Below are 23,485 nucleotides of genomic sequence, written 5' to 3'. Positions count from 1 at the left end.
CGAGGAGGCATACGATGCGCGACAGACAGAAGACGCAGCGAGCGCGTGAACTGCGGCGAGACATGACCGATGCCGAACGATTCTTATGGCGGCATTTGCGTGCAGGCCAGCCACAAGTTCCGCCGCCAGCATCCCATCGGCCCCTACATCGTCGATTTCGCGTGTCCAAGCGCCAAACTCGTCGTCGAACTCGACAGCGGCCAACATGCTGGCTCGGCGTGCGATGCCAGCCGCGACGCCTTCCTCCGCCGTGAAGGCTACCGAGTACTCCGCTTCTGGAATAATGACCTCCTGCAAAACCCGGACGGCGCCCTAAGCATGATCCTCCAACAGCTTGCGGACGGCCCGCGATGACCTTGCGCATCGCCCTGGCCCAATTCGACTTCCCCGTCGGCGCCGTCGCCGGCAACGCCGAGCGCATCGCCGCGATGATCGCCGAGGCCCGCGATGTCCACGGCGCCGACATCGTCCTGTTCCCGGAACTGGCCCTCAGCGGCTATCCGCCGGAAGACCTGTTGCTGCGGCCTTCGTTCCTGGCCGATTGCCAGGCCGCGATCGAGGCGGTCGCGGCGCAAGCTACCGGCATCGTCGCGGTCGTCGGCTGGCCGCAGGCCGCCGGCGCGGTGGTGTACAACGCGGCGAGCGTGCTGCGCGACGGCGCGGTCGCGGCGACCTATCGCAAGCGCGAATTGCCCAACTACGCCGTGTTCGACGAGCGCCGCTATTTCGACGTCGATCCGGATCGCGACACCTGCACGTTCGACGTGGACGGCACGACGGTGGGCGTGGTGATCTGCGAAGACCTGTGGTTCCCCGAACCGCTCGCGCAGACGGCGCAGGCGGGCGCGCAACTCGTGCTCGTGCCCAATGCTTCGCCGTTCGAACGCGACAAGCATGCCCAGCGCGACGCGCTGCTGGCGCAACGCGTGGCCGAGACGGGCGTCGCGCTGGCCTATCTCAACGTGGTCGGCGGGCAAGACGCGCTGGTGTTCGACGGCGCCTCGGTGCTTGCGGACGGCGACGGCCTGATCCATCCCGCCGCGCGCGCTTTCGAAGAGCACTGGCTGGTGGCCGATTACGATCCTGAGACGCGCAAATTCGCGCCGGTGCAGTGGCCTTACGAAAACGATGAAGGCCGCGACGCCCTGGCCTGGCGCGCGATCGTGCGCGGCACCCGCGACTACTGCGCCAAGAACGGCTTCGGCAAAGTCTGGCTGGGTCTGTCCGGCGGCATCGATTCGGCGCTGGTGCTGGCGGTCGCGGTCGATGCGCTGGGCGCCGAAAACGTCGCGGCGGTGCGGATGCCGTCGCGCTATACGGCGGACCTGAGCAACGATCTGGCCGCCGAACAATGCCGTGCGCTCGGCGTGCGGCTATTGGCCTTGCCGATCGAGAAACCGTTCCAGGGCTATCTGGACGCGCTCGCCGAAACCTTCGCCGGCGAAGCCGTCGACACCACCGAAGAAAACCTGCAGTCGCGCACCCGCGGCGCATTGCTGATGGCGCTCAGCAACAAGTTCGGCGGCCTGCTGCTGACCACCGGCAACAAAAGCGAATATGCGGTGGGCTACGCCACCATCTACGGCGATATGTGCGGCGGCTACGCGCCGATCAAGGACCTGTACAAGACCGAAGTGTTCGCGCTGGCGCGCTGGCGCAACGCCGTGGCCGGGGCGCCGGCGATTCCGGAAGCGGTGATCGAGCGGCCGCCGTCGGCGGAATTGCGCGAGAACCAGAAGGACCAGGATTCGCTGCCGCCCTACGACGTGCTCGACGCGATCCTGCTGCGCCACGTCGACCAGGAACAGTCGCGCGACGAGATCGTCGCCGCCGGCTTCGACGCCGCTACGGTCGACAAGGTGCTGAAGCTGGTCCGGATCAGCGAGTGGAAGCGGCACCAGGCCGCGCCCGGGCCGAAGGTCTCGCGTCGCGCGTTCGGGCGCGAACGGCGGTATCCGATCACCAACGGCTACAAGGGCTAGGAACTAACGAAGAGGAACGAGCGAGGCCCGCCGAGATTCGGCTTCTACTCGTTCCTAGTTCCTCAAATTTCTAGTTTCTATTTCAGTTCGCCGGCCGCGAAACGTTGCGCTTCTCGCGCGCGAACGGATTCAGGCGCTGGAAGATCGACGGATCCTTGGGCCAACCGCCGCTCAGCCACGGATGCTCGGGGTCGTTCTGCTGCAGCACGCGCTTGGCGTCGTCGGCCAGGGTCTGGTTGCCGAGGCGGGTGTAGGCCTCGGCCAGGATCGCCACCGCGTCGTACTGGTATTCGCTCTGCGGGTAGGTTTCCAGCAGGTACTTGCTGCGGTCGGCCGCCGCCACCCAGGCGCCGCGGCGCAGGTAGTACAGGCCGGTGTTGATTTCGTGGCGCGCGAACTGGTTGCGCAGGAACACCATGCGCTGGCGCGCGTCGGCGGCGTAACGGCTGTTGGGGTAGCGCTCGGCGACGATGCTGAAGTCGTTGTAGGCCTGCTGCGGCGCGGTCAGGTCGCGGTTGCTGGTGTCCAGGGCGAAGGCGCGCTGCAGGAAGATCGTGTTGCGCGCCGAGTTCGACAAGCCGCGCAGGTAATACATATAGACCGTGTTGCGGTGGGTCGGATAGGTGCGGATGAAGCGGTCGATGGACGAGATGGCGTCCTCGTGCTTGCCGGCCTTGAACTGGCCGTAAGCCATCTCGACCTGGGCCTGTTCGGCATAGGGGCCGTACGGATACTGCGCGATCAGGCGCTGGAAGGTCTCCGCCGCCGTGTTGTAGTTCTCGTCCATCAGCGACTGGTGGCCGCGGTCGTACAACTGTTCGACCGGCACGCCTTCGTTCTTGTCGCCCTTCTTGAACATCTTGCCGATCCGCGCGCAGCCCGAACCGGTGGCGAGGGCGACGACGAGCACGATCAGCAGCAGGCGCGGCAGGGCGGGGCGTGAGGTCATGGGCGACAAAAGGGCGCTTGGGGCACGAAGCGCGGATAATAACAGTCCGCGCCGGCCGCCCGCGCCCGCCGCCTGAACCGAAGCCATCCGCATGCCCGTTGCCTCCGAAGAAGCGATCCCGTCCCGCACCGCCCGCGTGCCCGAAGCCGCGGCCGGCCGCCGTTTCGATGCGGTCCTGGCCGAGCTGTTCCCCGAGTTCTCGCGCTCGCGGCTGGCCGAGTGGATCAAGTCCGGCGACGCCTTGCTCGACGGCCGCGTCCAGAAGCCGCGCGATCCCGTCCGCGGCGGCGAGACGGTGAGCCTGACCGCCGTGCTGGACACGCAGACCGAGGCCGAGCCCGAAGACATCCCGCTGCAGGTGCTGTACCAGGATGCCGAGGTGATCGTCGTCGACAAGCCGGCCGGCTTGGTCGTGCATCCCGGCGCGGGCAACGCGTCGGGCACTTTGGTCAACGCCTTGCTGCACTACGATCCCAACTTGGCGGCGCTGCCGCGCGCCGGCATCGTCCACCGTCTCGACAAGGACACCTCCGGCGCGATGGTGGTGGCGCGCACGCTGACCGCGCACGCCGCGCTGGTCGCGCAGTTGTCCGCGCGCGACGTGCATCGCCAGTATTTGGCCGTGGTGACCGGCGCGCTGGTATCGGGCGGCACGGCGAACGCGCCGATCGACCGCCATCCGCGCGATCGCCTGAAGATGGCCGTGCGCGACGACGGCCGCGACGCCGTCACCCACTACCGCTTGCGCGAACGCTTCCGCGGCCATACCGCGCTGGAATGCCGGCTGGAAACCGGGCGCACCCACCAGATCCGCGTCCACATGGCGCATCTGAAGCATCCGATCGTCGGCGATCCGCTGTACGGCGGGCCGTTGAAACTGCCGAAGGGCGCGACCCCGGAATTGATCGAGGCATTGCGCGGCTTCAAGCGCCAGGCGCTGCACGCCGAAACTTTGGAGTTCGTCCATCCCGTCAGCGGCGAACCGGTCCGCGCGACCGCGCCGTTGCCGCAGGACCTGCGCGAACTGCTGCACGCATTGCGCGACGACGCCAAGCAGGCGGCGTCGCGATGAGCGTGCTGGCCGCCGGCTGGCCGGCGCCGCCCGGCGTCGTCGCCTTCACTACGCTGCGCAGCGGCGACGGCGTGTCGCAGCCGCCGTTCGACGCGTTCAATTTGGGCGCGCGCAGCGGCGACGAGGAGGCTGCGGTCGCCGAGAATCGGCGCCGCTTGATCCGAAACCGTGCGCTGCCGTCGCCGCCGCGTTGGCTGCGCCAGGTGCACGGCACGGACGTGGTCCGGTTCGCGCGCGCGGACGCGGCTGCGGAGTTCGAACCCGAAGCCGACGCGGCCGTGACGTCGGAATCCGGCTTGGTGCTGGCGATCCTCACCGCCGATTGCCTGCCCGTCGCGTTCGCCGCGGACGACGGCAGCGAAATCGCCGCGGCGCACGCCGGATGGCGCGGCTTGGCGGCGGGCGTGCTGGAGCGTACGGTCGAAGCGATGCGCACGCCGGCAGCGCGCATCGTCGCGTGGATGGGTCCCGCCGCGGGGCCGCAGGCGTACGAGATCGGCGAAGAAGTGTTCGAAGCCTTCGTCTCGGCCGATGGCGCCGCCGAATCCGCTTTCGCCGCGACCCGGCCGGGACATTGGCGCGTCGACCTGTACGCATTGGCGCAACGGCGTTTGCGCGGCGCCGGCGTGGAGCGCATCCACGGCGGCGGGCTGTGCACGATTTCCGACTCTCGGCGTTTCTATTCCCACCGCCGCGACCGGCGCACCGGCCGCATGGCCACCGTCGTCTACCGCACCGCATGAGCTCGACCCTGTTCCAAAAACTATTGGGTGCGCCGTTCTTCCGCCTGCCGGACAGCGTGCGCGCTTTGCATTCGGTGCGCGGCGAAGGACGTTACGCGGGCCGCGCGACGATCGCGCGCGGGCGCAATCCGCTCGCGCGGCTGTGCGCGGCGATCGCCGGATTGCCGCCCTCGGCGAACGACGTGCCGACCACGGTCGATTTCCGCACCGACGCGGCCGGAGAAACCTGGCAGCGCAGCTTCGGCGGCCATCCCCTGCGTTCGCGCCTGCGCGCCCGCGACGGTTTGCTGCGGGAGCGCGTAGGGCCGGTGCAATTCCGCTTCGCATTGCACGTGAGCGATGGCGCGATCTGGTGGCAGACCGTCGGCGTGCGTTTGTTCGGCGTGTTGCCCCTGCCGGTGTCCTGGTTCGCCGACGTGCGCTGCCGCGAGCGCGAGCACGAAGGCCGCTACGAATTCCTGGTGGAAGCCTCGCTGCCGCTGATCGGGCCGCTGATCCGTTACGAGGGTTGGCTTGAACCGGCCTGACGGCGAAGCGACGATCGTGTTCGACGGCGTCTGCGCCTTGTGCAGCGGCTGGGTGGAATTCCTGTTGAAGCGCGACCGCCGGCAACGCTATCGGTTCGCGGCGATGCAGACGCCGGCGGGCCGAGAGCTGTTGCAGGCGAATGGGCTCGATCCGGACGACCCGCTGTCCTTCTTGCTGATCGAGGGTGATGCCGCCCGCACCGACAGCGATGCGATCGTCGCCATCCTGACCGGTTTGGGCGGCGCATGGCGCGCCGCTGCGGCGTTGCGTCTGCTGCCTCGCGCCATGCGCGACCCTGCCTATCGTTGGCTCGCCCGCAATCGTTACCGCTGGTTCGGCAAGAAGGCAGCCTGCTATCTACCATCGGCGGAACAAGCGCATCGCTTCCTCTGACTCAGCGTAGCGATCTCCGCTTTTCGTAGGAGCGGCTTTAGCCGCGAGCTTTTCCCTTCAAACGCGACATCGCGGCGATTTTGAGAACTAGAGCTCGCGGCTAAAGCCGCTCCTACGAAAAGCAGGATCTTGCCGGGCGTTCAACGCGGCGTGGCCGCCAGCGCCGCCAGGAAATCCCGCCGCCAGGCGTGGATGTCGTAGCGCGACACGCGCTCCATCATCGGCCGCCAGCGCCGTTGGCGTTCGTCCAGCGGCATTTCCAAGGCCTCGGAGATCGTATCGGCCACGCCGTCCAGATCGTAAGGGTTCACCTGCATGGCGCCGTCCAGTTCGCGCGCGGCGCCGGCGAAGCTGGATAGGATCAGCACGCCGGGATCCTCCGGGTCCTGCGCCGCGACGAATTCCTTGGCCACCAGGTTCATGCCGTCGCGCAGCGGCGTCACCAGCGCGATCCGCGCCATCCGGTAGAAACCGGTCAGCGTGGCGTGCGGATAATTGCGGTTGACGTAGCGCACCGGCGTCCAATCCGGTTCGGCCAAGCCGCCGTTGATGTGGCCGGCGAGTTGCTCCAATTCGCGGCGCAGGGCGCGGTATTCGTTCACCCCGCCGCGCGAAACCGGCGCGATCTGCAGAAAAGTCAGTTTGCCGCGCTGATCCGGATGGCGTTCGAGAAAGCGCGCGAAAGCGCGGAAGCGTTCGGGTATGCCTTTGGAGTAATCGAGCCGGTCGACGCCGATCGCGAGCGCGCGCCCGGCCAAACTGGACTTCAGCCGCCGCACGCCGGATTTGCGCACCGCGTCCGCGGCCAGTTCGGCGATCACCGGCGTATCGATGCCGATCGGAAATACGCCGGCGTGGAATTGGCGCCCGTCCCGATCCTGCAGAACCCCCTGTCGCAGCACCTTGCCGCCGGCGTACAGGCGCAGGTAATCCTGGAAACGCTCCAGGTCGCGCTGGGTCTGAAAACCCAGCAGATCGTAAGCGGTCAATGCGCCGAAAGGCAGTTGATGGTTCGGCAATGCGGCGATCAGATCCGCCGACGGCAGGGGTACGTGCAGGAAGAATCCGAGCCGCGATTTGACGCCGCGCTTGCGCAATTCCTGCGCGAGCGGCATCAGGTGGTAGTCGTGCACCCACACGATGTCGTCCGGACGCAATTCCGAGGCGAGTTTCTCCGCGAACAGCGCGTTGACGCGGCGGTAGGCGGCCTGCGTTTCGCGGTTGTAGTCGACCAGATCGGGCCTGAAATGCAGCAACGGCCACAGCGTGCGGTTGGCGAAGCCGTTGTAGTAGCCGTCGAAATCGTCTTTCGAGAGATCGACGGTGAGATAGGCGATGTCGCCTTCGCGCTGTTCGTGCAGCTCGCCGGACGCGCCGCGCACGATGCGTCCGCTCCAGCCGAACCACAGGCCGCCGGTCTCCTGCAGCGCCGCGTTGAGCGCCACGGCCAGGCCGCCGGCCTGATCGCTGCCCGGCAGCGCGACGCGATTGGAGACGACGACCAGTCGGCTCATGCCGCATCCTGCCAAGGCCTGGAGAGCCGCATCGCCGCGATGATCAGGCCGACATGCGAATACGTCTGCGGGAAATTGCCCCAAGCCTCGCCGTCGTCGAAGGCCAGATCCTCGGATAGCAGGCCCAAATGGTTGCGGCGCGAAAGCAGCCGCTCGAACATGCGCCGCGCTTCGTCCTTGCGTCCGATCGCCGCCAGCGCGTCGATGTACCAGAAGGTGCAGATCGTGAAGCTGGTTTCCGGATCGCCGAAATCGTCCGGGGCGATGTAGCGGAACAGCGCGTCGCCGCGTTTCAGCTGCTCGCCGATGGCCTCGACGGTCGCGACGAAACGCGGATCGTCGGGCTTGACGAAGCCGATGTCGGCCAGCAGCAAAAGACTGGCGTCGAGCCGGTGCCCGTCCAACGATTCGACGAAATGGCCGCGTTCGGCGTCGTAGGCGTGGGCGACGATGCGTTCGTGGATATCGTCGGCATGTCCGCGCCAATATTTCGCGCGCTCGTCCAGTCCCAACTGCACGGCGATTTTGGCCAAGCGGTCGCAGGCGGCCCAGCACATAACGCTGGAATAAGTGTGCACATGGGCGCGGCCGCGGAATTCCCACAAGCCGGCATCGGGTTGATCGTGGAGCGCGAGCGCGCGTTCGCCGAGCGGCTCGAGCCGCTGGAAGGTGGATAGGTCGCCCGGATTTTCCAAGCGCCGGTCGAAGAACAACTGCGCCGACGCCAATACCACGCTGCCGTAGACGTCGTGCTGCTTCTGCACCCAGGCCAGATTGCCGCGCCGCACCGGACCCATGCCGCGGTAGCCGGCGAGGCTGTCCACTTCTTCCTCGGCGAGTTGGGTTTCGAAGCCGATGCCGTACAGCGGCTGCAGCACGCCGTCGGACGTGGCGATGTTGAACACGTAGCGCAGATAATCTTCCATGGTGCGCGTGGCGCCGAGCCGGTTCAACGCGCGCACCACGAAGGCCGCGTCGCGCAGCCAGCAATAGCGGTAATCCCAATTGCGCGGCGTGTGCGGGGCTTCCGGGATCGAGGTCGTCATCGCCGCGACGATCGCGCCGGTGTCTTCGTACTGGCACAGCTTCAAAGTGATCGCGCTGCGGATCACGGCTTCCTGCCATTCCAGCGGAATCGACAGATAGCGCACCCAGTTGCGCCAATAAGCGATCGTCAATTCTTCGGCCGAACGGGCGAAGGCGGACACCGATTGGGTCAGGGTTTCGTCGGGCCCCAGCACGAGATGCAATTCGCTATCCAATGCGAACGGCAGTTCGTCGCGCAGCAAACGCACCGGCACGTCGCTGGTCAGGCGCAGGGTGAAGCCGGGCACGAGGTAGCGGATGTGGTTGCTGCCCCAAGTCGTTTCCGGCTGCGAAGCGCCGTAGTCGGCCAGCGGGCGCAAGCGGATGCGGATGCGCGGGTGGCCGAGCAGCGGCCGCACCCGGCGCACCAGCATTACCGGCCGGTAGAAGCGGCCGTGGCGATGCCAGCGCGGCGCGAAGTCGGTGATCTCCACCGCATTGCCGCGGCCGTCGCGCAGAATGGTCCGCAGCACTGCGGTGTTGGGCAGGTAGTGCTGTTCGGATTCGGCGAAATCCTCCAATTCGATCGCGTAATCGCCGCCCTCGCGCTTGGGCGAGAGCAGGGCGCAGAAGGTCGGATCGCCGTCGAAAGCCGGCAGGCAGCCCCAAACCACGCGGCCGCGCTTGTCGAGCAAGGCGGCGAAACTGCCGTTGCCCACCAAACCCAAATCCAGCGTCGCTTCGCTCATCGTTTCGCCTCTTCGTGTTGCAGCCCGAGCCATTCGCGCACCGCGGACACGCCGTCCAGCTGCCAGCGCGCGACGCTCGGCTCGCGCGCGCCGACCAGCACACTGACGCCGCCGCGCGCATTGACGACTTCGAAGCCGTGCTCGTCGGTGAGATCGTCGCCGGCGAACACCGGCAAGCGCCCGCGGAACGGCGCTTCATCGAGGAAGGCGGCGATCGCATCGCCCTTGTCCGCGCTCGCCGGGCGCAGCTCGACCACTTGATGGCCGTATTGCAAGCGATAACCGGGCAGGCGATCGAGCGCTTGCGCGGCGAAGGTCGACAGTTCCGTCGCCGCTTGCGGCGCCATGCGCCAATGCAACGCGATCGCCGCGCCTTTGTCTTCGATCACCGCGCCGGGATGGCGCTCGGCGAACCGCGAGGCTTGCTCGCGGATATCCGCCAAAGCCACCGGCGCCGCGGGCGATGCGATTTGCACGCCGTCGTGCCGGCGCTCCAGGCCGTGCAATCCCGCTGCCGGCAGATGCAAAGGCGCGAACAATCGATCCAAGCCGGCGAGCGTGCGCCCGCTGACCAAGGCCAGCGCGCCGTCGAGGCGTTGCGCCAACGCATCGAGCCGCGCCGGCAAGCCGGGCGGCACGACGACACCGTCGGGCGTGTCGGAGAAATCGAGCAGGCAGCCGTCCACGTCGAGGAACAAGGCCCAGTCGTCTGCGGGCGAAGGTGGACGCTGCCGTTGCGTGGTTGGAGCGGCGGACATCGGCGCCTATTGTGGACAATGCCGCGTTAGCGCCGGGTTCACGCGTCGAAACACAGGCTCCGCACCGCTTCGGGCCTGCTCCGCCTGCGCGTCGATCGGGTGACGCGTTTTTGCTTGTGTAGAGCGGAGCTTGCTCCGCTGCTCTTGATCTCTCGCTCTTCGGGCCGAAAGCAGCGGAGTAAGCTCCGCTCTACACAAGGATAGAAGCAAAGCAGCGGAGCAAGCCCGCTCTACAAAGCGCGACGCATCACGAATCGGCCGACGCCGCGGACGACGGCCATTGGATGCCGTCGAGCGGCAAGTAATCCCGGCCGAAATAGTACACGCCCGCGCCGATCGCCAGCAGGATCAGCAACCACAGCCACCCGCGCGAACCGCGTTCGGGCGTTTGCCTGCGGAACTCGAAATCGCGCAGCGGCACATCGGAAATTTTCGGTTCGGCCGACGCGGATGCCGATACCGCCGCGTTGATCGCGGCCACGTGCGGATCGATCGGTTCGATCTCGTCGTCTATGCGGTCCGGCCGGTCGTGGCGCCGCAGCGACGTTTCCGGCGCGCGCGCAGGAGCGGCCATGGGCGCGGCGGGCGATGCGTTCTCGAAGCGAGACGCCGCAGGCGCGGCATTTTCGTCTTCGCCCTCGTCTCGCCGCGCAGCGATCGCAGGGGCCGCCGTCGCGCCGAAAGCCTCGGGCATGCGCCCGCCCGGCGTCAGCTCTCCGATCAAGCGCGGCAACACGCCCGCGATCGCCGCCGCCACGGTGGCGCGGCTGGCGCCGATGCGATTGCCCCAATCGGCCAGCAAGCCTTGGCCGAACACCATCCCGATGTCGCTGGCGTTGGCGGCGCGCTGCCGGCGCGGATCGCCGCCGAGCCAGGAGGCGAACAGTTCGGCTTGCCCCTGTTGGCGGAAACTCTCGGCGAAACCGCCGAAGCCGCCGCGGCGGTCGTTGTAGATATAGCCCATCAACAAGCCGAACAGATCGCGGCTGCGGTCCCCCAGGCCGTAGCGTTCGGACAATTCGAGCACCAAGACGTCGAACATCGGATTTCTCCAGGCGGGGACCGCCCGGATGCTAACGGCCGGGGTGCCGCGAAACCTTAACTCGCCATGATCGCGGCTTCACGGGGGCCGCATGCGCCCCCTTGAACAATCCGGTGCTGACTCCCAAATGAATGGCTTCGGCGCTATGCGCCCCTAGCCCAGATCCCGGAGCTGTCCCGATGCGGATGGACAAACTCACCTCGCGCTTCCAGCAAGCGCTCGCCGACGCGCAATCGCTCGCGGTCGGCCGCGACAACAATCTGATCGAACCCGTGCACCTGCTGACCGCCTTGATCGACCAGCAAGGCGGCAGCACGCGCCCGCTGCTCGCCCAGGCGGGCGTCAACGTGCCCGCGCTGCGCGAACGGTTGGGCGAGATTCTCGACCGCCTGCCTAAAGTGTCCGGCCAAGCCGGCAACGTTTCGTTGGGCAACGATTTGGCGCGACTGCTGAACGTCGCCGACAAATCCGCGCAGCAGCGCGGCGACGCCTACATCGCCAGCGAGTGGTTCGTATTGGCTGCGGTGGACGACGGCGGCGACGTGGGTCGTGCCCTGAAGGCCGCCGGCGCCGACAAGCGCAAGATAGAGGCCGCGATCGAGAAGATGCGGGGAGGGGAAACCGTGCAGAGCGAAAACGCCGAAGACCAGCGCCAGGCGCTGGAGAAATACACCATCGACCTGACCGCGCGCGCCGAATCCGGCAAGTTAGACCCGGTCGTCGGCCGCGACGAGGAAATCCGCCGCACCATCCAAGTGCTGCAGCGGCGCACCAAGAACAACCCCGTGCTGATCGGCGAACCCGGCGTCGGCAAGACCGCCATCGTCGAAGGCCTGGCCCAGCGCATCGTCAACGGAGAAGTGCCCGAAGGCCTGCGCCACAAGCGCGTGCTGTCGCTGGACATGGGCGCGCTGATCGCCGGCGCCAAATACCGCGGCGAATTCGAAGAGCGCTTGAAAGCCGTGCTCAACGATCTGGCCAAGAACGAAGGCCAGATCATCCTGTTCATCGACGAGCTACACACCATGGTCGGCGCCGGCAAGGCCGAGGGCGCGATGGACGCCGGCAACATGCTCAAGCCGGCGCTGGCGCGCGGCGAACTGCACTGCATCGGCGCGACCACGCTGGACGAATACCGCAAATACGTCGAAAAGGACGCCGCATTGGAGCGCCGCTTCCAGAAGGTGTTCGTCGGCGAGCCGAGCGTCGAGGACACGATCGCGATCCTGCGCGGGCTGAAGGAGCGCTACGCCGTGCATCACGGTGTGGAGATCACCGATCCGGCCATCGTCGCCGCGGCCACGCTGTCGCATCGCTACATCGCCGACCGCCAGTTGCCCGACAAGGCCATCGACCTGATGGACGAAGCGGCGTCGCGGATCCGCATGGAGATCGATTCCAAGCCCGAAGAGCTCGACCGCAAGGAACGCCGCCTGATCCAGCTCAAGATCCAGCGCGAAGCGCTGAAGAAGGAGAAGGACGCCGAGAGCAAGAAGCGCTTGGCGGATCTGGAAGAGGAAATCGAGAGGCTGCAGCGCGAATACAACGATTTGGAAGAAGTGTGGAAGGCCGAGAAGGCCACGCTGCAAGGCGCGACCAAGATCAAGGAGCAAATCGAAGCCGCGCGGCTCGAACTGGAGGCCGCGCAGCGCCGCCAGGACTACGCGCGGATGAGCGAAATCCAGTACGGCCAGTTGCCGGAACTGGAAAAGCAGCTGAAGGCGGCGCAGGAAGCCGAAAGCAAGGGCTTCAAGCTGCTGCAGGACCGCGTCACCGCGGAAGAGATCGCCGAGGTCGTCTCGCGCTGGACCGGCATCCCGGTGTCGAAGATGCTGGAAGGCGAGCGCGAGAAACTCCTGAAGATGGAAGACGCGCTGCACGCGCGCGTGGTCGGTCAGGACGAAGCGATCAAAGTCGTGTCCGATGCGGTGCGTCGTTCGCGCGCGGGCCTGAGCGACCCCAATCGCCCGAGCGGCTCGTTCCTGTTCTTGGGGCCGACCGGCGTCGGCAAGACCGAACTGTGCAAGGCCCTGGCCGAATTCCTGTTCGACTCGTCCGATGCGATGGTGCGCATCGACATGAGCGAATTCATGGAGAAGCATTCGGTCAGCCGCCTGGTCGGCGCGCCTCCAGGCTATGTCGGCTATGAAGAGGGCGGCTACCTGACCGAAGCGGTGCGGCGGCGTCCGTACAGCGTGATCCTGCTGGACGAGGTCGAGAAGGCGCATCCGGACGTGTTCAACATCCTGCTGCAGGTGCTCGACGACGGCCGCCTGACCGACGGCCAAGGCCGCACCGTGGATTTCCGCAACACCGTGATCGTGATGACCTCGAACTTGGGCTCGCAGATGATCCAAGAGATGGCCGCGGACGGCACGCCGGAAAGCTACACCCAGATGAAGGCCGCGGTGATGGGCGTGGTGCAGGCGCACTTCCGCCCGGAATTCATCAACCGGCTGGACGACATCGTCGTGTTCCATCCGCTGGACAAGGCGCAGATCAAGCAGATCGCCAGGATCCAGCTGCGCGGACTGGAAAAGCGTTTGGCCGAACGCGGGATCCGACTGGAGATCGCCGACAAGGCGTTGGAACTGCTCGGCAACGTCGGCTTCGATCCGGTGTACGGCGCGCGGCCGTTGAAGCGGGCGATCCAGCAGCAGTTGGAGAATCCGCTGGCGCAGAAAATACTCGCCGGCGAGTTCGGCAACGGCGATACGGTGCGGGTCGGCGCCGAGGGCGGGCAGTTGGCCTTCGCCAAGGGCTGAGCTCGCTTTTCGTAGAGTCGAGCCTGCTCGACTGCTCTTCGGGGCAAGAGCGAAAGCGGTCGAGCAGGCTCGACTCTACAGGAGCAAAGCGATGCAGGCGCAGACGACGGCGGCGACGAGGCCGGCCAGGGACAGGTTGATGTAGCGGAACTTCGAAGCCAGGTTCGACGCCATCAACTGTGCGAGCCGCGCCATATCGTCGATCAAAGCGGTTTGCGTGGTCGCGCTCACCGATCCGGCGTATTCGTCGGGCGACTGCCGCGCCACGCTCTCGCTGAAGACGATCGAATGATGGTCGACCATGGCGCGGCTGCGCGACAGCCACGAAGCGATCACCAAGGCCGCGGCGATCATCGAAAGCAGCGACAGCAGCATCGAAGCGGAGACCAGCCCGCGGATCGCGGCCGCGTTGCCGGCGAACTTCAACCACGGGCTTTTCTCGCCCAGCGACGGCGCCAGGAAGATCGCGTTGCTGGTCAGCAGCAGCGAAGCCTTCACCGCGGCCAGGTTGTAGTAGCTGTCGTAGCGGGCGACGACCGATTTGAGCAGGTCGTAGCGGGTGGCGAAGTCGAGCGGTTCGGCGTGGGCGGTCGGTTCGGCCATGATCGGTCCCCATGGATCGGCGAAGCCTGCGTCAAAGCCGATGCCGGCGCAACCGCTAGGCGACGAACCGTAGAGTCGAGCTTGCTCGACTGCCTTTCGCACCGGTTATCGGCGCAGTTCCGCGATCGACTCAAAAAAGCGGTCGAGCAAGCTCGACTCTACGGGACGTCGGGGCGGGCGGAGCGGTAGGGCGGGGTAGCCATCACCATCTCCGCCAGCGAATACGCCAGTTCTCGTTCGGCCAGCACCGCACCGTCGGCGCCGTGTTCGAGCAGGTGCTTCACTTCGGCCTCGCTATGCGCGCGAGCGAGCAAGGTCAGCCCGGGGTTGATCGCACGCAACCGGGCCATGGTTTCGCCGGCTTCCAAAGCGTAAGGAATCGCGAACACGGCGATCTGGGCGCGTTCGGGCCGCGCTTCCAGCATCACGCGCTCGGACGCGGCGTTGCCACGCACGCCCGGGAAGCCCGCGGCGCGCGCCTGCGCTATGAGGTCGGCGTCGTCTTCCACCACCACGACCGGCACATGGCGCTCGTGCAGCAGCTTGGCCAGCTGGCTGCCGACGCGTCCGTAGCCTACGACGATGGCGTGGTTGGCGATGTCGTCCGGAATAGGATGCATGCGGTCGTCGGCCGCCAGCGCGTCGCGAGCGTGCCGCGCTTCGCGTTCACCGTCCTCGGCCAGACGGCGGTCGAGCATCGTGAACAGGAACGGATTGACCACGATCGACAGCAGCGCCCCGGCGAGGATCAGGTCGTGGCCTTCCTGCGGCAGGATCTTCAGCGAGAGTCCGAGGCCGGCGAGGATGAAGGAGAATTCGCCGATCTGCGCCAGGCTCGCCGAAATGGTCAGCGCGGTCGAATTGGACTTGCCGAAGGCGCGGACGATCGCCCAGGCCGCGACCGACTTGCCGAACACGATGATCAGGAACGTCGCCAGGATCGCCAGCGGCCGCTCGACCACGATATGCGGATCGAACAGCATGCCGACCGAGACGAAGAACAGCACCGCGAACGCGTCGCGCATCGGCAACGAGTCCTGCGCCGCCTTGTGGCTGAACTCGGATTCGTTGAGCAGCATGCCGGCGAAGAACGCGCCCAAAGCGAACGACACGCCGAACAGTTCGGCAGCGCCGAAGGCCACTCCCATCGCCACCGCCAGCACGCACAGCGTGAACAGTTCGCGCGAGCCGGTGCCGGCGACGCGTTCCAGTACCCACGGGATCACGCGGCGTCCGACGAGCAGCATCACCGCGACGAAGGCACCGACTTTGCCCAGCGTCAGCAGCAACGCCCACCACACATTGCCTTCGGCGCCGCCTTCGCCGCCCAGCGATCCGGCCAAGGCGGGCAGCAGCACCAGCGCCAGCACCATGGCCAGGTCTTCGACGATCAGCCAGCCGATCGCGATGCGGCCTTTGCCCGTCTCGAGCAATCGCCGTTCTTCCAACGCACGCAGCAGCACGACCGTACTCGCGACCGACAGCGCGAGCCCGAACATTAGGCCGGCGCCATGCGACCAGCCCAACCACAGCGCCAGCGCCCAGCCGAGCACGGTGGCGACCGCGATCTGGATGACCGCGCCCGGCAAGGCGATCGCCTTCACCGCCATCAGGTCGCGCAGCGAGAAATGCAGGCCGACGCCGAACATCAGCAGGATCACGCCGATCTCGGCCAGTTGCGGCGCCAGGGTTTGGTCGCCGACGAAGCCGGGCGTGAACGGCCCGGCGAGGATGCCCGCCACCAGGTAGCCGACCAGCGGCGACAGCCGCAAACGCTGCGCCAGCAGGCCCAGCACGAAAGCCAGCACGAAGCCGACGCAGAGGATCGCGATCAGCGAGGTGTGATGCGGCATTGGCGCTCCATCGATATCCGAGGACCGATAGTGAACGCCATCGGCGGCCGGCGCAAACCGGTCAGGAAGCGGCGTCCAGCTTGGCTTCCAACGCGGCTACGCGCGCTTCCAGCGCGTCGATGCGCTCGCGCAGCGCCTGTTCGTCCGTGCCGGCAGCGGAGGGCCGCGCCGCGGCCGCGAGCTGCGCTTCGGACAACGGACCGCAGAGCAGATGCCCGTAACGGTCTTCGCGCTGGCCGCTGCCGCGCGGCAGTTTCATCGCGAAGGCGGGCTCGCGTGCGGCCAAGCGTTCCAGTGCGTGCTGCACGTCATCGACGCCTTCGAACTTCGCCCAGCGTTCGCTGCGGCCGAGCAGTTCGTGCAAGGTCTGCGGCCCGCGCAGCATCAGCAGGGCGAGCAGCGCGGTCTGCTGGCGGGTCAGGCTGAGCACGGCTTCCATCCGATGCGCATAGCGGCCGGCGCGCGCCGAATGCTGCGACTTGACCAAGCCGCGCACTTCCATCTGCCGCAGGGCGTGCTCGACCTCGCCCGGATTCAAATTCGTGACCGGATCGCGCGAGGTCTTCTGGTTGCAGGCCAACACCAAGCTGTTGAGCGTCAGAGGATACGCATCGGGCGTAGTGGCTTCCTTCTCCACCAGGCAGCCGAGGATGCGCGCTTCGACGGCGTTGAGCAGGGCGGGGGCGGCGGGGGAGTCCGGCGAGGCGTCCATAAGTACGGAAGATTATGCGGATATGCCGATTTCCGCTATCGCGCGGCCGCAAACGCCGCTAAACTGCGCCCCGCCTGAGGTGACCGCGCGCGTTCGTACGCCAGCGGTTGAAACGGGAATCCGGTGCGCCAAGACGGCAATCCCGGAGCTGCCCCCGCAACGGTAGGCGAGCATCGGCCGCAAGGCCTGGGAACGGCAAACAGCCACTGTGCATCCGCATGGGAAGGCGCCGTTCCGAAGACGTCCGCGTCTTCGCTCGCGAGCCCGGAGACCGGCCTTCGGTAGACCAGACACGCGGTGGGCGATGTCGTGGAATCGCGCCTCCGCGGCGCGACCCATGCGCTCCGCCGCCTGTCCTTCCCAGCCATTCCGCGCGGGCAGGCGCGGCCAGGAGCTCACCATGCCATTGCGTCATCCCTATACCGCGCGTCTCGCGTTGGCCGTCGCCGTTTCGTTCGCCTGCGCGCAGGCGAACGCCGAATCGGCCGCGGTCACCGATCTCGACCAGATCGTCGTCACCGCCACGCGCACGCCGCAGTCGTTGGCCAACACGCTCGCGTCGATCACGGTGATCGACCGCGAACGCATCGACCGCCTGCAGCCGGCTTCGCTGCCGGAATTGCTGCGCGGCACGCCCGGCCTGACTTTCGCCAACACCGGCGGCGTCGGCAAGATCACGACGGTATCGCTGCGCGGCGCCGGCGGACAGCAGATACTGGTGATGGTCGACGGCGTGCGCATCGGTTCGGCCAGCGCCGGCTTGACCGCGTTCCAGGACATTCCGGTCGACCAGATCGAGCGCATCGAAATCGTGCGCGGCCCGTTCTCCAGCCTGTACGGTTCGGAAGCGCTCGGCGGCGTGATCCAAATCTTCACCCGCCGGCCCGAAGGCGCGTTCACGCCGCACGCCAGCGTCGCGCTCGGCAGTTTCGATACGCATCGGGCCAGCGCCGGCGTCGCCGGCAAACAGGGCAACGGTTGGTACTCGATCAACGCCGCGCACGAGCGCACCGACGGCATCGACGCCTGCCGCGGCTTCGGCTTCCCGCGGTTCGTCGGCTGCTTCGCCGACGAACCGGATAAGGACGGCTACGAAAACAATTCGCTGTCGCTGCAGGGCGGCTACCGCTTCAACGAAGCCTGGGACGCGGAAGCGCGCGTGTTCCGTGCGGAAGGCCATAACGACTACGACGGCTTCGCCAACCACGCCGACGTGGTGCAGCAGGTGAACGGCGCGCGCTTGCGCTATGCGCCCTCGAAGGATCTGTCCTTCACGCTCAACGTCGGCCGCAGCGTCGACGAGAGCGACGACACCGCCGACGGCGTGTTTTCCAGCCGCTTCGATACCCATCGCGACCTCGGCTCGCTGCAAGCCGACATCGCAACCGGCAACGCGGGCCTGCTGAGCCTGGGCTTAGATTGGCAGCGGGATCGGGTCGACAGCAGCACGCCTTTCGATGCCTCGCAGCGGATCAACCGTGCCGTGTTCGGCCAATGGCAGGGCGATTTCGGCAAGCAGAGCTGGCAAGCCAGCGTGCGCCGCGACGACGACAGCCAGTTCGGCGGCGAAACCACCGGCAGCCTGCGTTACGGATTCGCGTTCACCGAAGACCTGAAATTGATCGCCAGCTACGGCACCGCCTACCGTGCGCCGACCTTCAACGATCTGTACTACCCTGGATTCGCCAATCCGAACCTGCGTCCCGAGACTTCGCGCAGCGCGGAATTGGGCTTGCGCGGCGCGCACGCGCAAGGCAACTGGTCGCTCAGCGCGTACCAGACCCGCGCCGAAGACCTGATCACGTTCGATGCGTTGACCTTCCTGCCGGTCAACCTGGACCGCGCGCGCATCCGCGGCGCCGAAGCCAGCGCCGATTTCGGCATCGGCGCCTGGACGCTGGCCGGCACCGCGACCTGGATGGATCCGCGCAACGACAGCCGCGGCCCGAACCGCGACAAGTTCCTGCCGCGGCGCGCGCGCCAGAGCGGCCGGATCGACGTCGACCGCGCGTTCGGCGCGTTCCGCGTCGGCGGCAGCGTCTATGCCGAAGGCCAGCGTTACGACGACATCGCCAACCGCACGCGTTTGCCGGGCTATTCGTTGGTCGATCTGCGCATCGGTTACGCGCTGAGCGAAGACTGGACCATCCAGTTGAACGCAGACAACGTGTTCGATCGCGAATACGAAACCGCCGCGTATTACAACCAGCCGGGCCGCAGCTACACCCTGAGCCTGCGGTTCCAGCCGAAGCGCTGACCGGCGCTTCCGTAGCCCGGGGGAGCGAAGCGATACCCGGGACGCGTTATCTCGTGAAATATGGCGCCCCCGGGTATCGCTTCGCTCCACCCGGGCTACTGCTTCATCGAGCGGCTGTGACTCTCGTCATTGGCCCGAGGCCGATCTTCGTGCTTGACTGCGCCTTTCCGCCCGAGGCGCAGACATGGCCGCATACCTCATCCGACGCACCGCCGGCGCAAGCCTGATCCTGTTGCTCCTGCTCGCCGGCTGCCGCCGCGACGATGCGGCGCAAGCCGACGGCCTGCGCGTGCAGCTCAGCGCTTCCGCCGCGCATCCGGTTTCCGGGCGCCTGCTGGTGTTCGCGATGCCGGCGGATGCGGCGCGCGCCGCGGCCAAGGACGGCAAGATCGAGCAGGTCGACAACGATCCTTTCGACCCTTCGCAGGTCAGCGTCGCGGCGATGGACGTGCCGCATCTGGCGCCGGGCGAAACCTTGCGCGCCGACACCGAGACGCTCGCCTTCCCCGAGGCGTTCTCCAAGCTCAAGCCGGGCGAGTACGCGGTGCAGGCCGTTTTGGACGTGAACGGCGATTACAACTACGGTGGCCGCGGCGCGGGCGATTGGGTCAGCGACGTGGCCACGGTCGAGCTCGGCGGCGGTGCGATCGCGCCGTTGCCGCTGGTGCGCGAACTGCCGGGCGAAAGCGCGCCGACCTGGGATCTGCCGGCCGATGCGCCGAAGGAAGTGAAGGACGACGCGGCGGCGGCGCTGCCGCACGCCGAGCGCGTGGATTTCGTCAGTCCCGCCCTGAGCGCGTTCTGGGGGCGCCCGTTGCATATGCGCGGCTGGGTGCTGTTGCCGCCCGGTTACGCCGAACAAACGCAGCAGCGTTATCCCACCGTGTACTTCACCCACGGGTTCACCGGCAAATTGAAGCATCTGATCGCCGAAGCGGGGTCGGTCGACAAGCGCATGCGCGACGGGCGCATGCCGCCGATGATCTGGGTCTTCCTGGACGAATCCGGCGCCAGCGGCACGCACGAATTCGCCGATTCGGTCAACAACGGTCCCTGGGGCGCCGCGCTCACCACCGAACTGATTCCGGACTTGGAAAAGCGCTATCGGATGGACGCGCAGCCTTCGGGCCGTTTCCTCACCGGGCATTCCTCCGGCGGTTGGGCGACGCTGTGGCTGCAGGTGGCGTATCCGAAGGTTTTCGGCGGCACTTGGTCGACTTCGCCGGACCCCAGCGACTTCACCGATTTCACCGGCGTCGACCTCTATGCCAAGGACGCCAACGTCTACCGCAAGCCCGACGGCGGCGCAGTGCCGCTGGTGCGCGACAAGGGCGAAGTGAAGGCGAGCTTCGAGCAGTTCTCCCGGCTCGAACGCGTGCTCGGCCCGTACGGCGGGCAGATGGCTTCGTTCGAATGGGTGTTCTCGCCGCGCGGCGCGGACGGCCGCCCGGTGCCGCTGTTCGATCGCGATACCGGCAAGGTCGATCCGCAGGTCGCGGCGTATTGGCGCGACCATTACGACATCGCGCACAAGCTGCGCACGCAATGGCCGGCGCTGAAGCCGGATTTGGACGGCAAGATCCACGTCATCGTCGGCGACGCCGACACGTTCTATCTGGACGGCGCAGCGCGCAAGCTGAAGGCTACGCTGGAATCGCTGGGCGCCAAGACCGACGTGCGCTTCCTGCCGGGCCGCACTCACTTCGATCTGTACGTCGAAGGCGACGACCGCCGCGCGCTGTCGAGCAAGATCGCTTGGGAGATGTACGCGGTGGCGCGGCCGGATGCGCCCAAGCCGGCAAAAGAGAATGCGCCTTCGAATGCGGTACCGGTGAAGCGTTGAGCGTAGCCCGGGTAAGCGGAGCGCACCCGGGGATTCGCTGCGACGTGCTTGCCCTCACCCAACCCTCTCCCGCAAGCGGGAGAGGGCTCGAAGCTGAGCTGCGACTCGATGTCGGCCATTCACCACTTATACCCGACCTTGCCGTACACGAATGCGCCGTTGAAGCCGAACGGCGAAGCCGCGCTGTACGGGATCTGGCCGCCGGTGGTGTTGGGCGGAATGATCTCGTCCGGATATTCGTCGAGCACGTTGTCGCCGCCGATCGTGTATTCCCAGCCGTTGCGCTTGTAGGTCGCGGCCAGATCCAGAGTCCACTTCGCGCCGAAAGTCTGGTCGCGGTTGGCCGAGGCCGGATCGAACAGTACGGTGAATTCGCCGTAGCGGGTGGCGCCGACGCTGAAGTTCCAATGGTCGCTGTTCCAGACGCCGCCGAGGAAGGTCTTGTCGCGCGGCGCGCCTTTCGTGATGCGGCCCTGTTCGACGCGGCCGATGCGGTTGAGGTTCAAGCCGCCCGAGGTCAGCTCCGGCGGATTCGGCGCGATCTTCTCGATCTCGGTCTTGTTGTAGTTGTAGCCGGCGGTGAAATCGAGATTGCCGCCGCTCAGCTTCCAGCGATAAGTGCCGACCAGATCCACGCCTTGGGTCTTGGTGTCGACCGCATTGGTGAAGTAGCGGCCGCCGGTGACGCCGGTGATGCCGCGCGCGGCCAGGAAGTTGGTGACCGCGGCGCCGATCAGGTTCTCGGACAGGATGATGCGGTCGTCGATCTTGATCTGGTAGGCGTCGATGGTGATGTACAGGCCGTCGGCCGGTTGCAGCACCAGTCCTAAGCCGTAGTTGGTCGATTCTTCCGCCTTCAGCGGTTCGGCGCCGAGCGCGATCGCCACCGGATCGGTCACCGCGAAAGTGCGCACGTCGAACGGCGCGCCGCCGATGAAGTTGGTTGCGGTGGACTGGAAGAACTGCTGCTGCAGCGACGGCGCGCGGAAGCCGGTCGATACCGTGGCGCGCAAGGCCACCGCATCGGTGAACGCGTAGCGCGCCGAGAGCTTGCCGGACGTGGTGTTGCCGAAGTCGCTGTATTTCTCGTAGCGCCCGGCGATGCCGGCCGAGAGCTTCTCGGTGATGTCGGCTTCGAGGTCTACGTAGACCGACGAACTGTGGCGGTCGTAATGGCCGGCGTCGCTCGGCTTGAAGCCGGGAAAGACCTGCGCGCCGGGCGGCGTGTTCACCGGCCCGTCGCCGTCGACGTAGGAGCCGAGTTCGCCTGGACTTTCGTTGAACTTCTCGCGCCGGTATTCGGCGCCGACCGCGAAAGTCAGCGGCCCGGCCAGCCAGTCGACGTCGAACGGCTTGCTGAGGTCGGCGTTGAACACGTTCTGAGTGACTTCCAGCGCGCCGGCGTAGAACTGCGTCGGCGAGCTGTTGCCCAGGCTGCGGTTCAAGGTGTGCTCGATGTTGAACGACAGGTGGTTGTAGCCGTAGTTGTAGCTCACGTCCCAGTCCCAGCCGCCGGCGAACTGGCCGCGCACGCCGAACACGGCCGAGCGGTCCTGCGCCAGGTTGTGGATCTGCGGCAGGAAGCCGTTCGGATAGATGGCCGGATTGTTGCGGCTGTCGTTGGCGGCGCGGAAGAAGCCGTTGGACAGGGCGTCGCGGTTGCTGGCCATCGCAAAGCCATAGGCGGTGATGTCGTCGGTGAAGGCGAACTCGCCGTTGACCGATATCGCGCCCTGGCTCACTTTCGGATCGCCGTAGCGCTGCACCACCTTGCCCAGCGGCGGCACCGGATTGGGCAGCGGCACCGCGCTCAGATCCACGGGCTGCGCGCGGTCGGTCTGTTCGTTGTGCAGGGCTTGCGCGGCCAGATGCACTTGGCCGCGGTCGCCTGCGAAATTGAAGCCGCCGTCGCCGATCAGCTGGGTCTGCGCGCCGTCGCCGGCGGACATTTGCCCGTACTTGGCTTCGATGCCGCCGCCGGCGCCGCCCTTGAGCACGATGTTGATCACGCCGGCGATCGCATCCGAACCGTATTGCGCCGAAGCGCCGTCGCGCAGCACTTCCACGCGCTCGACGGCGGCGATCGGAATCGCGTTGATGTCCACCGGCGAAGAGCCGCGGCCCTGGCTGCCGTTGAGGTTGATCAGCGCGGTGGTGTGGCGGCGCTTGCCGTTCACCAGCACCAGCACCTGATCGGGCGCCAGGCCGCGCAGCTGCGCCGGCTTGATCGCGTCGGTGCCGTCGGTGATCGCCGGCCGCGGAAAATTCAGCGAGGGCAGGGCGCGCGCCAAGGCCGAGGCGAGTTCGGAGGTACCGGTCGATTGCAGCGTCTCGGGCGTGATCACGTCTATCGGCGCCAGCGATTCGGCCACGGTGCGGTCGGCGACGCGCGTGCCGGTGACGACGACGTTGTCGAGCGTCCTGACGGCATCGGCAGGTGTGGGGGCGGGGGGTTGCTGGGCGAAGGCGGGAATCGCGAGCGCGCTAAGCACGGCGAGGACGAGCGGACGGCGGGAACGGTCGAAAGCGGAGCGATACGGCATGGACGGGAACTCCTCTCGGGGGAAATGGAGTACGGCTATATTCGCTTTAACATCGTTTTAACAATCATGTCAATTGCTGTATCGGCATGAGGAGATGCCCGTCGCATATATGCGTCCGGCGCAGCCGCGGCCGCTTCGGTAGAATTCGCGCCT

17 protein-coding genes, 1 pseudogene and 1 riboswitch are annotated in these 23,485 nt (G+C 66.8%); of the genes and pseudogenes, 9 read left to right on the top strand and 9 right to left on the bottom strand.

Going from position 1 to position 23,485, the window contains the following annotated elements:
* Positions 1-14: 14 nt before the first annotated feature.
* Both FCE95_RS07910 and FCE95_RS07905 read left to right on the top strand, forming a co-directional pair.
* Positions 15-354: pseudogene (locus tag FCE95_RS07910) on the top strand (endonuclease domain-containing protein).
* Entirely contained in the window at positions 351-1,982 is a 1,632-nt protein-coding gene (locus tag FCE95_RS07905) for an NAD+ synthase (RefSeq protein WP_137266380.1), read from the top strand. Before FCE95_RS07910 ends, FCE95_RS07905 begins: the two are co-directional and overlap by 4 nt.
* Positions 1,983-2,064: 82 nt before the next feature.
* On the opposite strand, the gene FCE95_RS07900 is transcribed toward FCE95_RS07905, so the two are convergent.
* On the bottom strand, positions 2,065-2,931 hold the full coding sequence (locus tag FCE95_RS07900; protein WP_137266379.1) for an outer membrane protein assembly factor BamD: 867 nt from the start codon (positions 2,929-2,931) through the stop codon (positions 2,065-2,067).
* Positions 2,932-3,022: 91 nt separating this feature from the next.
* Here FCE95_RS07900 and rluD point away from each other — a divergent pair, with 91 nt between their 5' ends.
* Genes rluD through FCE95_RS07880 form a run of 4 tightly spaced genes read left to right on the top strand, consistent with a single transcriptional unit; the run spans position 3,023 to position 5,667 of the window.
* Positions 3,023-4,003: a 23S rRNA pseudouridine(1911/1915/1917) synthase RluD gene (gene rluD, locus FCE95_RS07895; RefSeq protein WP_137266378.1), complete on the top strand. Its 981-nt coding sequence runs from the start codon at positions 3,023-3,025 to the stop codon at positions 4,001-4,003.
* Entirely contained in the window at positions 4,000-4,746 is a 747-nt protein-coding gene (gene pgeF, locus FCE95_RS07890) for a peptidoglycan editing factor PgeF (protein WP_137266377.1), read from the top strand. The genes rluD and pgeF overlap by 4 nt, the downstream gene beginning before the upstream one ends.
* Positions 4,743-5,273 (top strand): DUF4166 domain-containing protein, encoded by a 531-nt coding sequence (locus FCE95_RS07885; protein WP_137266376.1) that lies wholly within the window; start codon positions 4,743-4,745, stop codon positions 5,271-5,273. Before pgeF ends, FCE95_RS07885 begins: the two co-directional genes overlap by 4 nt.
* Positions 5,260-5,667, top strand: a complete 408-nt coding sequence (locus FCE95_RS07880; RefSeq protein WP_137266375.1) for a thiol-disulfide oxidoreductase DCC family protein — start codon at positions 5,260-5,262, stop codon at positions 5,665-5,667. The genes FCE95_RS07885 and FCE95_RS07880 overlap by 14 nt, the downstream gene beginning before the upstream one ends.
* Positions 5,668-5,807: 140 nt before the next feature.
* Here the strand turns inward: FCE95_RS07880 and otsA are convergent, their stop codons facing one another.
* The 4 genes from otsA to FCE95_RS07860 form a co-directional block, all read right to left on the bottom strand.
* On the bottom strand, positions 5,808-7,181 hold the full coding sequence (gene otsA, locus FCE95_RS07875; RefSeq protein WP_137266374.1) for an alpha,alpha-trehalose-phosphate synthase (UDP-forming): 1,374 nt from the start codon (positions 7,179-7,181) through the stop codon (positions 5,808-5,810).
* A complete protein-coding gene (locus FCE95_RS07870) occupies positions 7,178-8,956 on the bottom strand; it encodes a glycoside hydrolase family 15 protein (RefSeq protein ID WP_137266373.1) in 1,779 nt (592 codons plus the stop codon). The genes otsA and FCE95_RS07870 overlap by 4 nt, the downstream gene beginning before the upstream one ends.
* Positions 8,953-9,714, bottom strand: coding sequence for a trehalose-phosphatase (gene otsB, locus FCE95_RS07865; protein WP_137266372.1), 762 nt, complete (start codon positions 9,712-9,714; stop codon positions 8,953-8,955). The genes FCE95_RS07870 and otsB overlap by 4 nt, the downstream gene beginning before the upstream one ends.
* A gap of 247 nt (positions 9,715-9,961) precedes the next feature.
* On the bottom strand, positions 9,962-10,756 hold the full coding sequence (locus FCE95_RS07860; protein WP_137266371.1) for a YidB family protein: 795 nt from the start codon (positions 10,754-10,756) through the stop codon (positions 9,962-9,964).
* 179 nt (positions 10,757-10,935) lie between these two features.
* Here FCE95_RS07860 and clpB point away from each other — a divergent pair, with 179 nt between their 5' ends.
* On the top strand, positions 10,936-13,521 hold the full coding sequence (clpB, locus tag FCE95_RS07855; RefSeq protein ID WP_137266370.1) for an ATP-dependent chaperone ClpB: 2,586 nt from the start codon (positions 10,936-10,938) through the stop codon (positions 13,519-13,521).
* A gap of 75 nt (positions 13,522-13,596) precedes the next feature.
* On the opposite strand, the gene FCE95_RS07850 is transcribed toward clpB, so the two are convergent.
* The 3 genes from FCE95_RS07850 to FCE95_RS07840 all read right to left on the bottom strand — a co-directional run bounded on the left by FCE95_RS07850 (position 13,597) and on the right by FCE95_RS07840 (position 16,689).
* Positions 13,597-14,124, bottom strand: coding sequence for a Pycsar system effector family protein (locus tag FCE95_RS07850; RefSeq protein WP_137266369.1), 528 nt, complete (start codon positions 14,122-14,124; stop codon positions 13,597-13,599).
* A 158-nt stretch (positions 14,125-14,282) separates the two neighbouring features.
* Positions 14,283-15,977, bottom strand: coding sequence for a YbaL family putative K(+) efflux transporter (gene ybaL / locus FCE95_RS07845; protein WP_137266368.1), 1,695 nt, complete (start codon positions 15,975-15,977; stop codon positions 14,283-14,285).
* Between the two features lie 61 nt (positions 15,978-16,038).
* Positions 16,039-16,689 carry a YceH family protein gene (locus tag FCE95_RS07840; protein WP_137266367.1) on the bottom strand — a complete coding sequence of 217 codons (651 nt, stop codon included), beginning with the start codon at positions 16,687-16,689 and terminating at the stop codon, positions 16,039-16,041.
* A gap of 60 nt (positions 16,690-16,749) precedes the next feature.
* A riboswitch (cobalamin riboswitch) is annotated at positions 16,750-16,983 on the top strand.
* 106 nt (positions 16,984-17,089) lie between these two features.
* Between FCE95_RS07840 and btuB the strand changes: the two genes are divergently transcribed.
* Positions 17,090-18,946, top strand: coding sequence for a TonB-dependent vitamin B12 receptor (gene btuB / locus FCE95_RS07835; protein ID WP_137266366.1), 1,857 nt, complete (start codon positions 17,090-17,092; stop codon positions 18,944-18,946).
* Between the two features lie 184 nt (positions 18,947-19,130).
* Complete coding sequence (locus FCE95_RS07830; protein WP_137266365.1) at positions 19,131-20,789, top strand: alpha/beta hydrolase; 1,659 nt, start codon at positions 19,131-19,133, stop codon at positions 20,787-20,789.
* A gap of 119 nt (positions 20,790-20,908) precedes the next feature.
* Here FCE95_RS07830 and FCE95_RS07825 read toward each other — a convergent pair whose 3' ends face one another.
* A complete protein-coding gene (locus FCE95_RS07825) occupies positions 20,909-23,332 on the bottom strand; it encodes a TonB-dependent receptor plug domain-containing protein (protein ID WP_137266364.1) in 2,424 nt (807 codons plus the stop codon).
* Positions 23,333-23,485: the final 153 nt, after the last annotated feature.

Source organism: Luteimonas gilva, assembly GCF_005239095.1.
Taxonomy (GTDB): Bacteria; Pseudomonadota; Gammaproteobacteria; order Xanthomonadales; family Xanthomonadaceae; genus Luteimonas_C; species Luteimonas_C gilva.
This window is presented reverse-complemented; position numbering and strand designations above follow the sequence as displayed.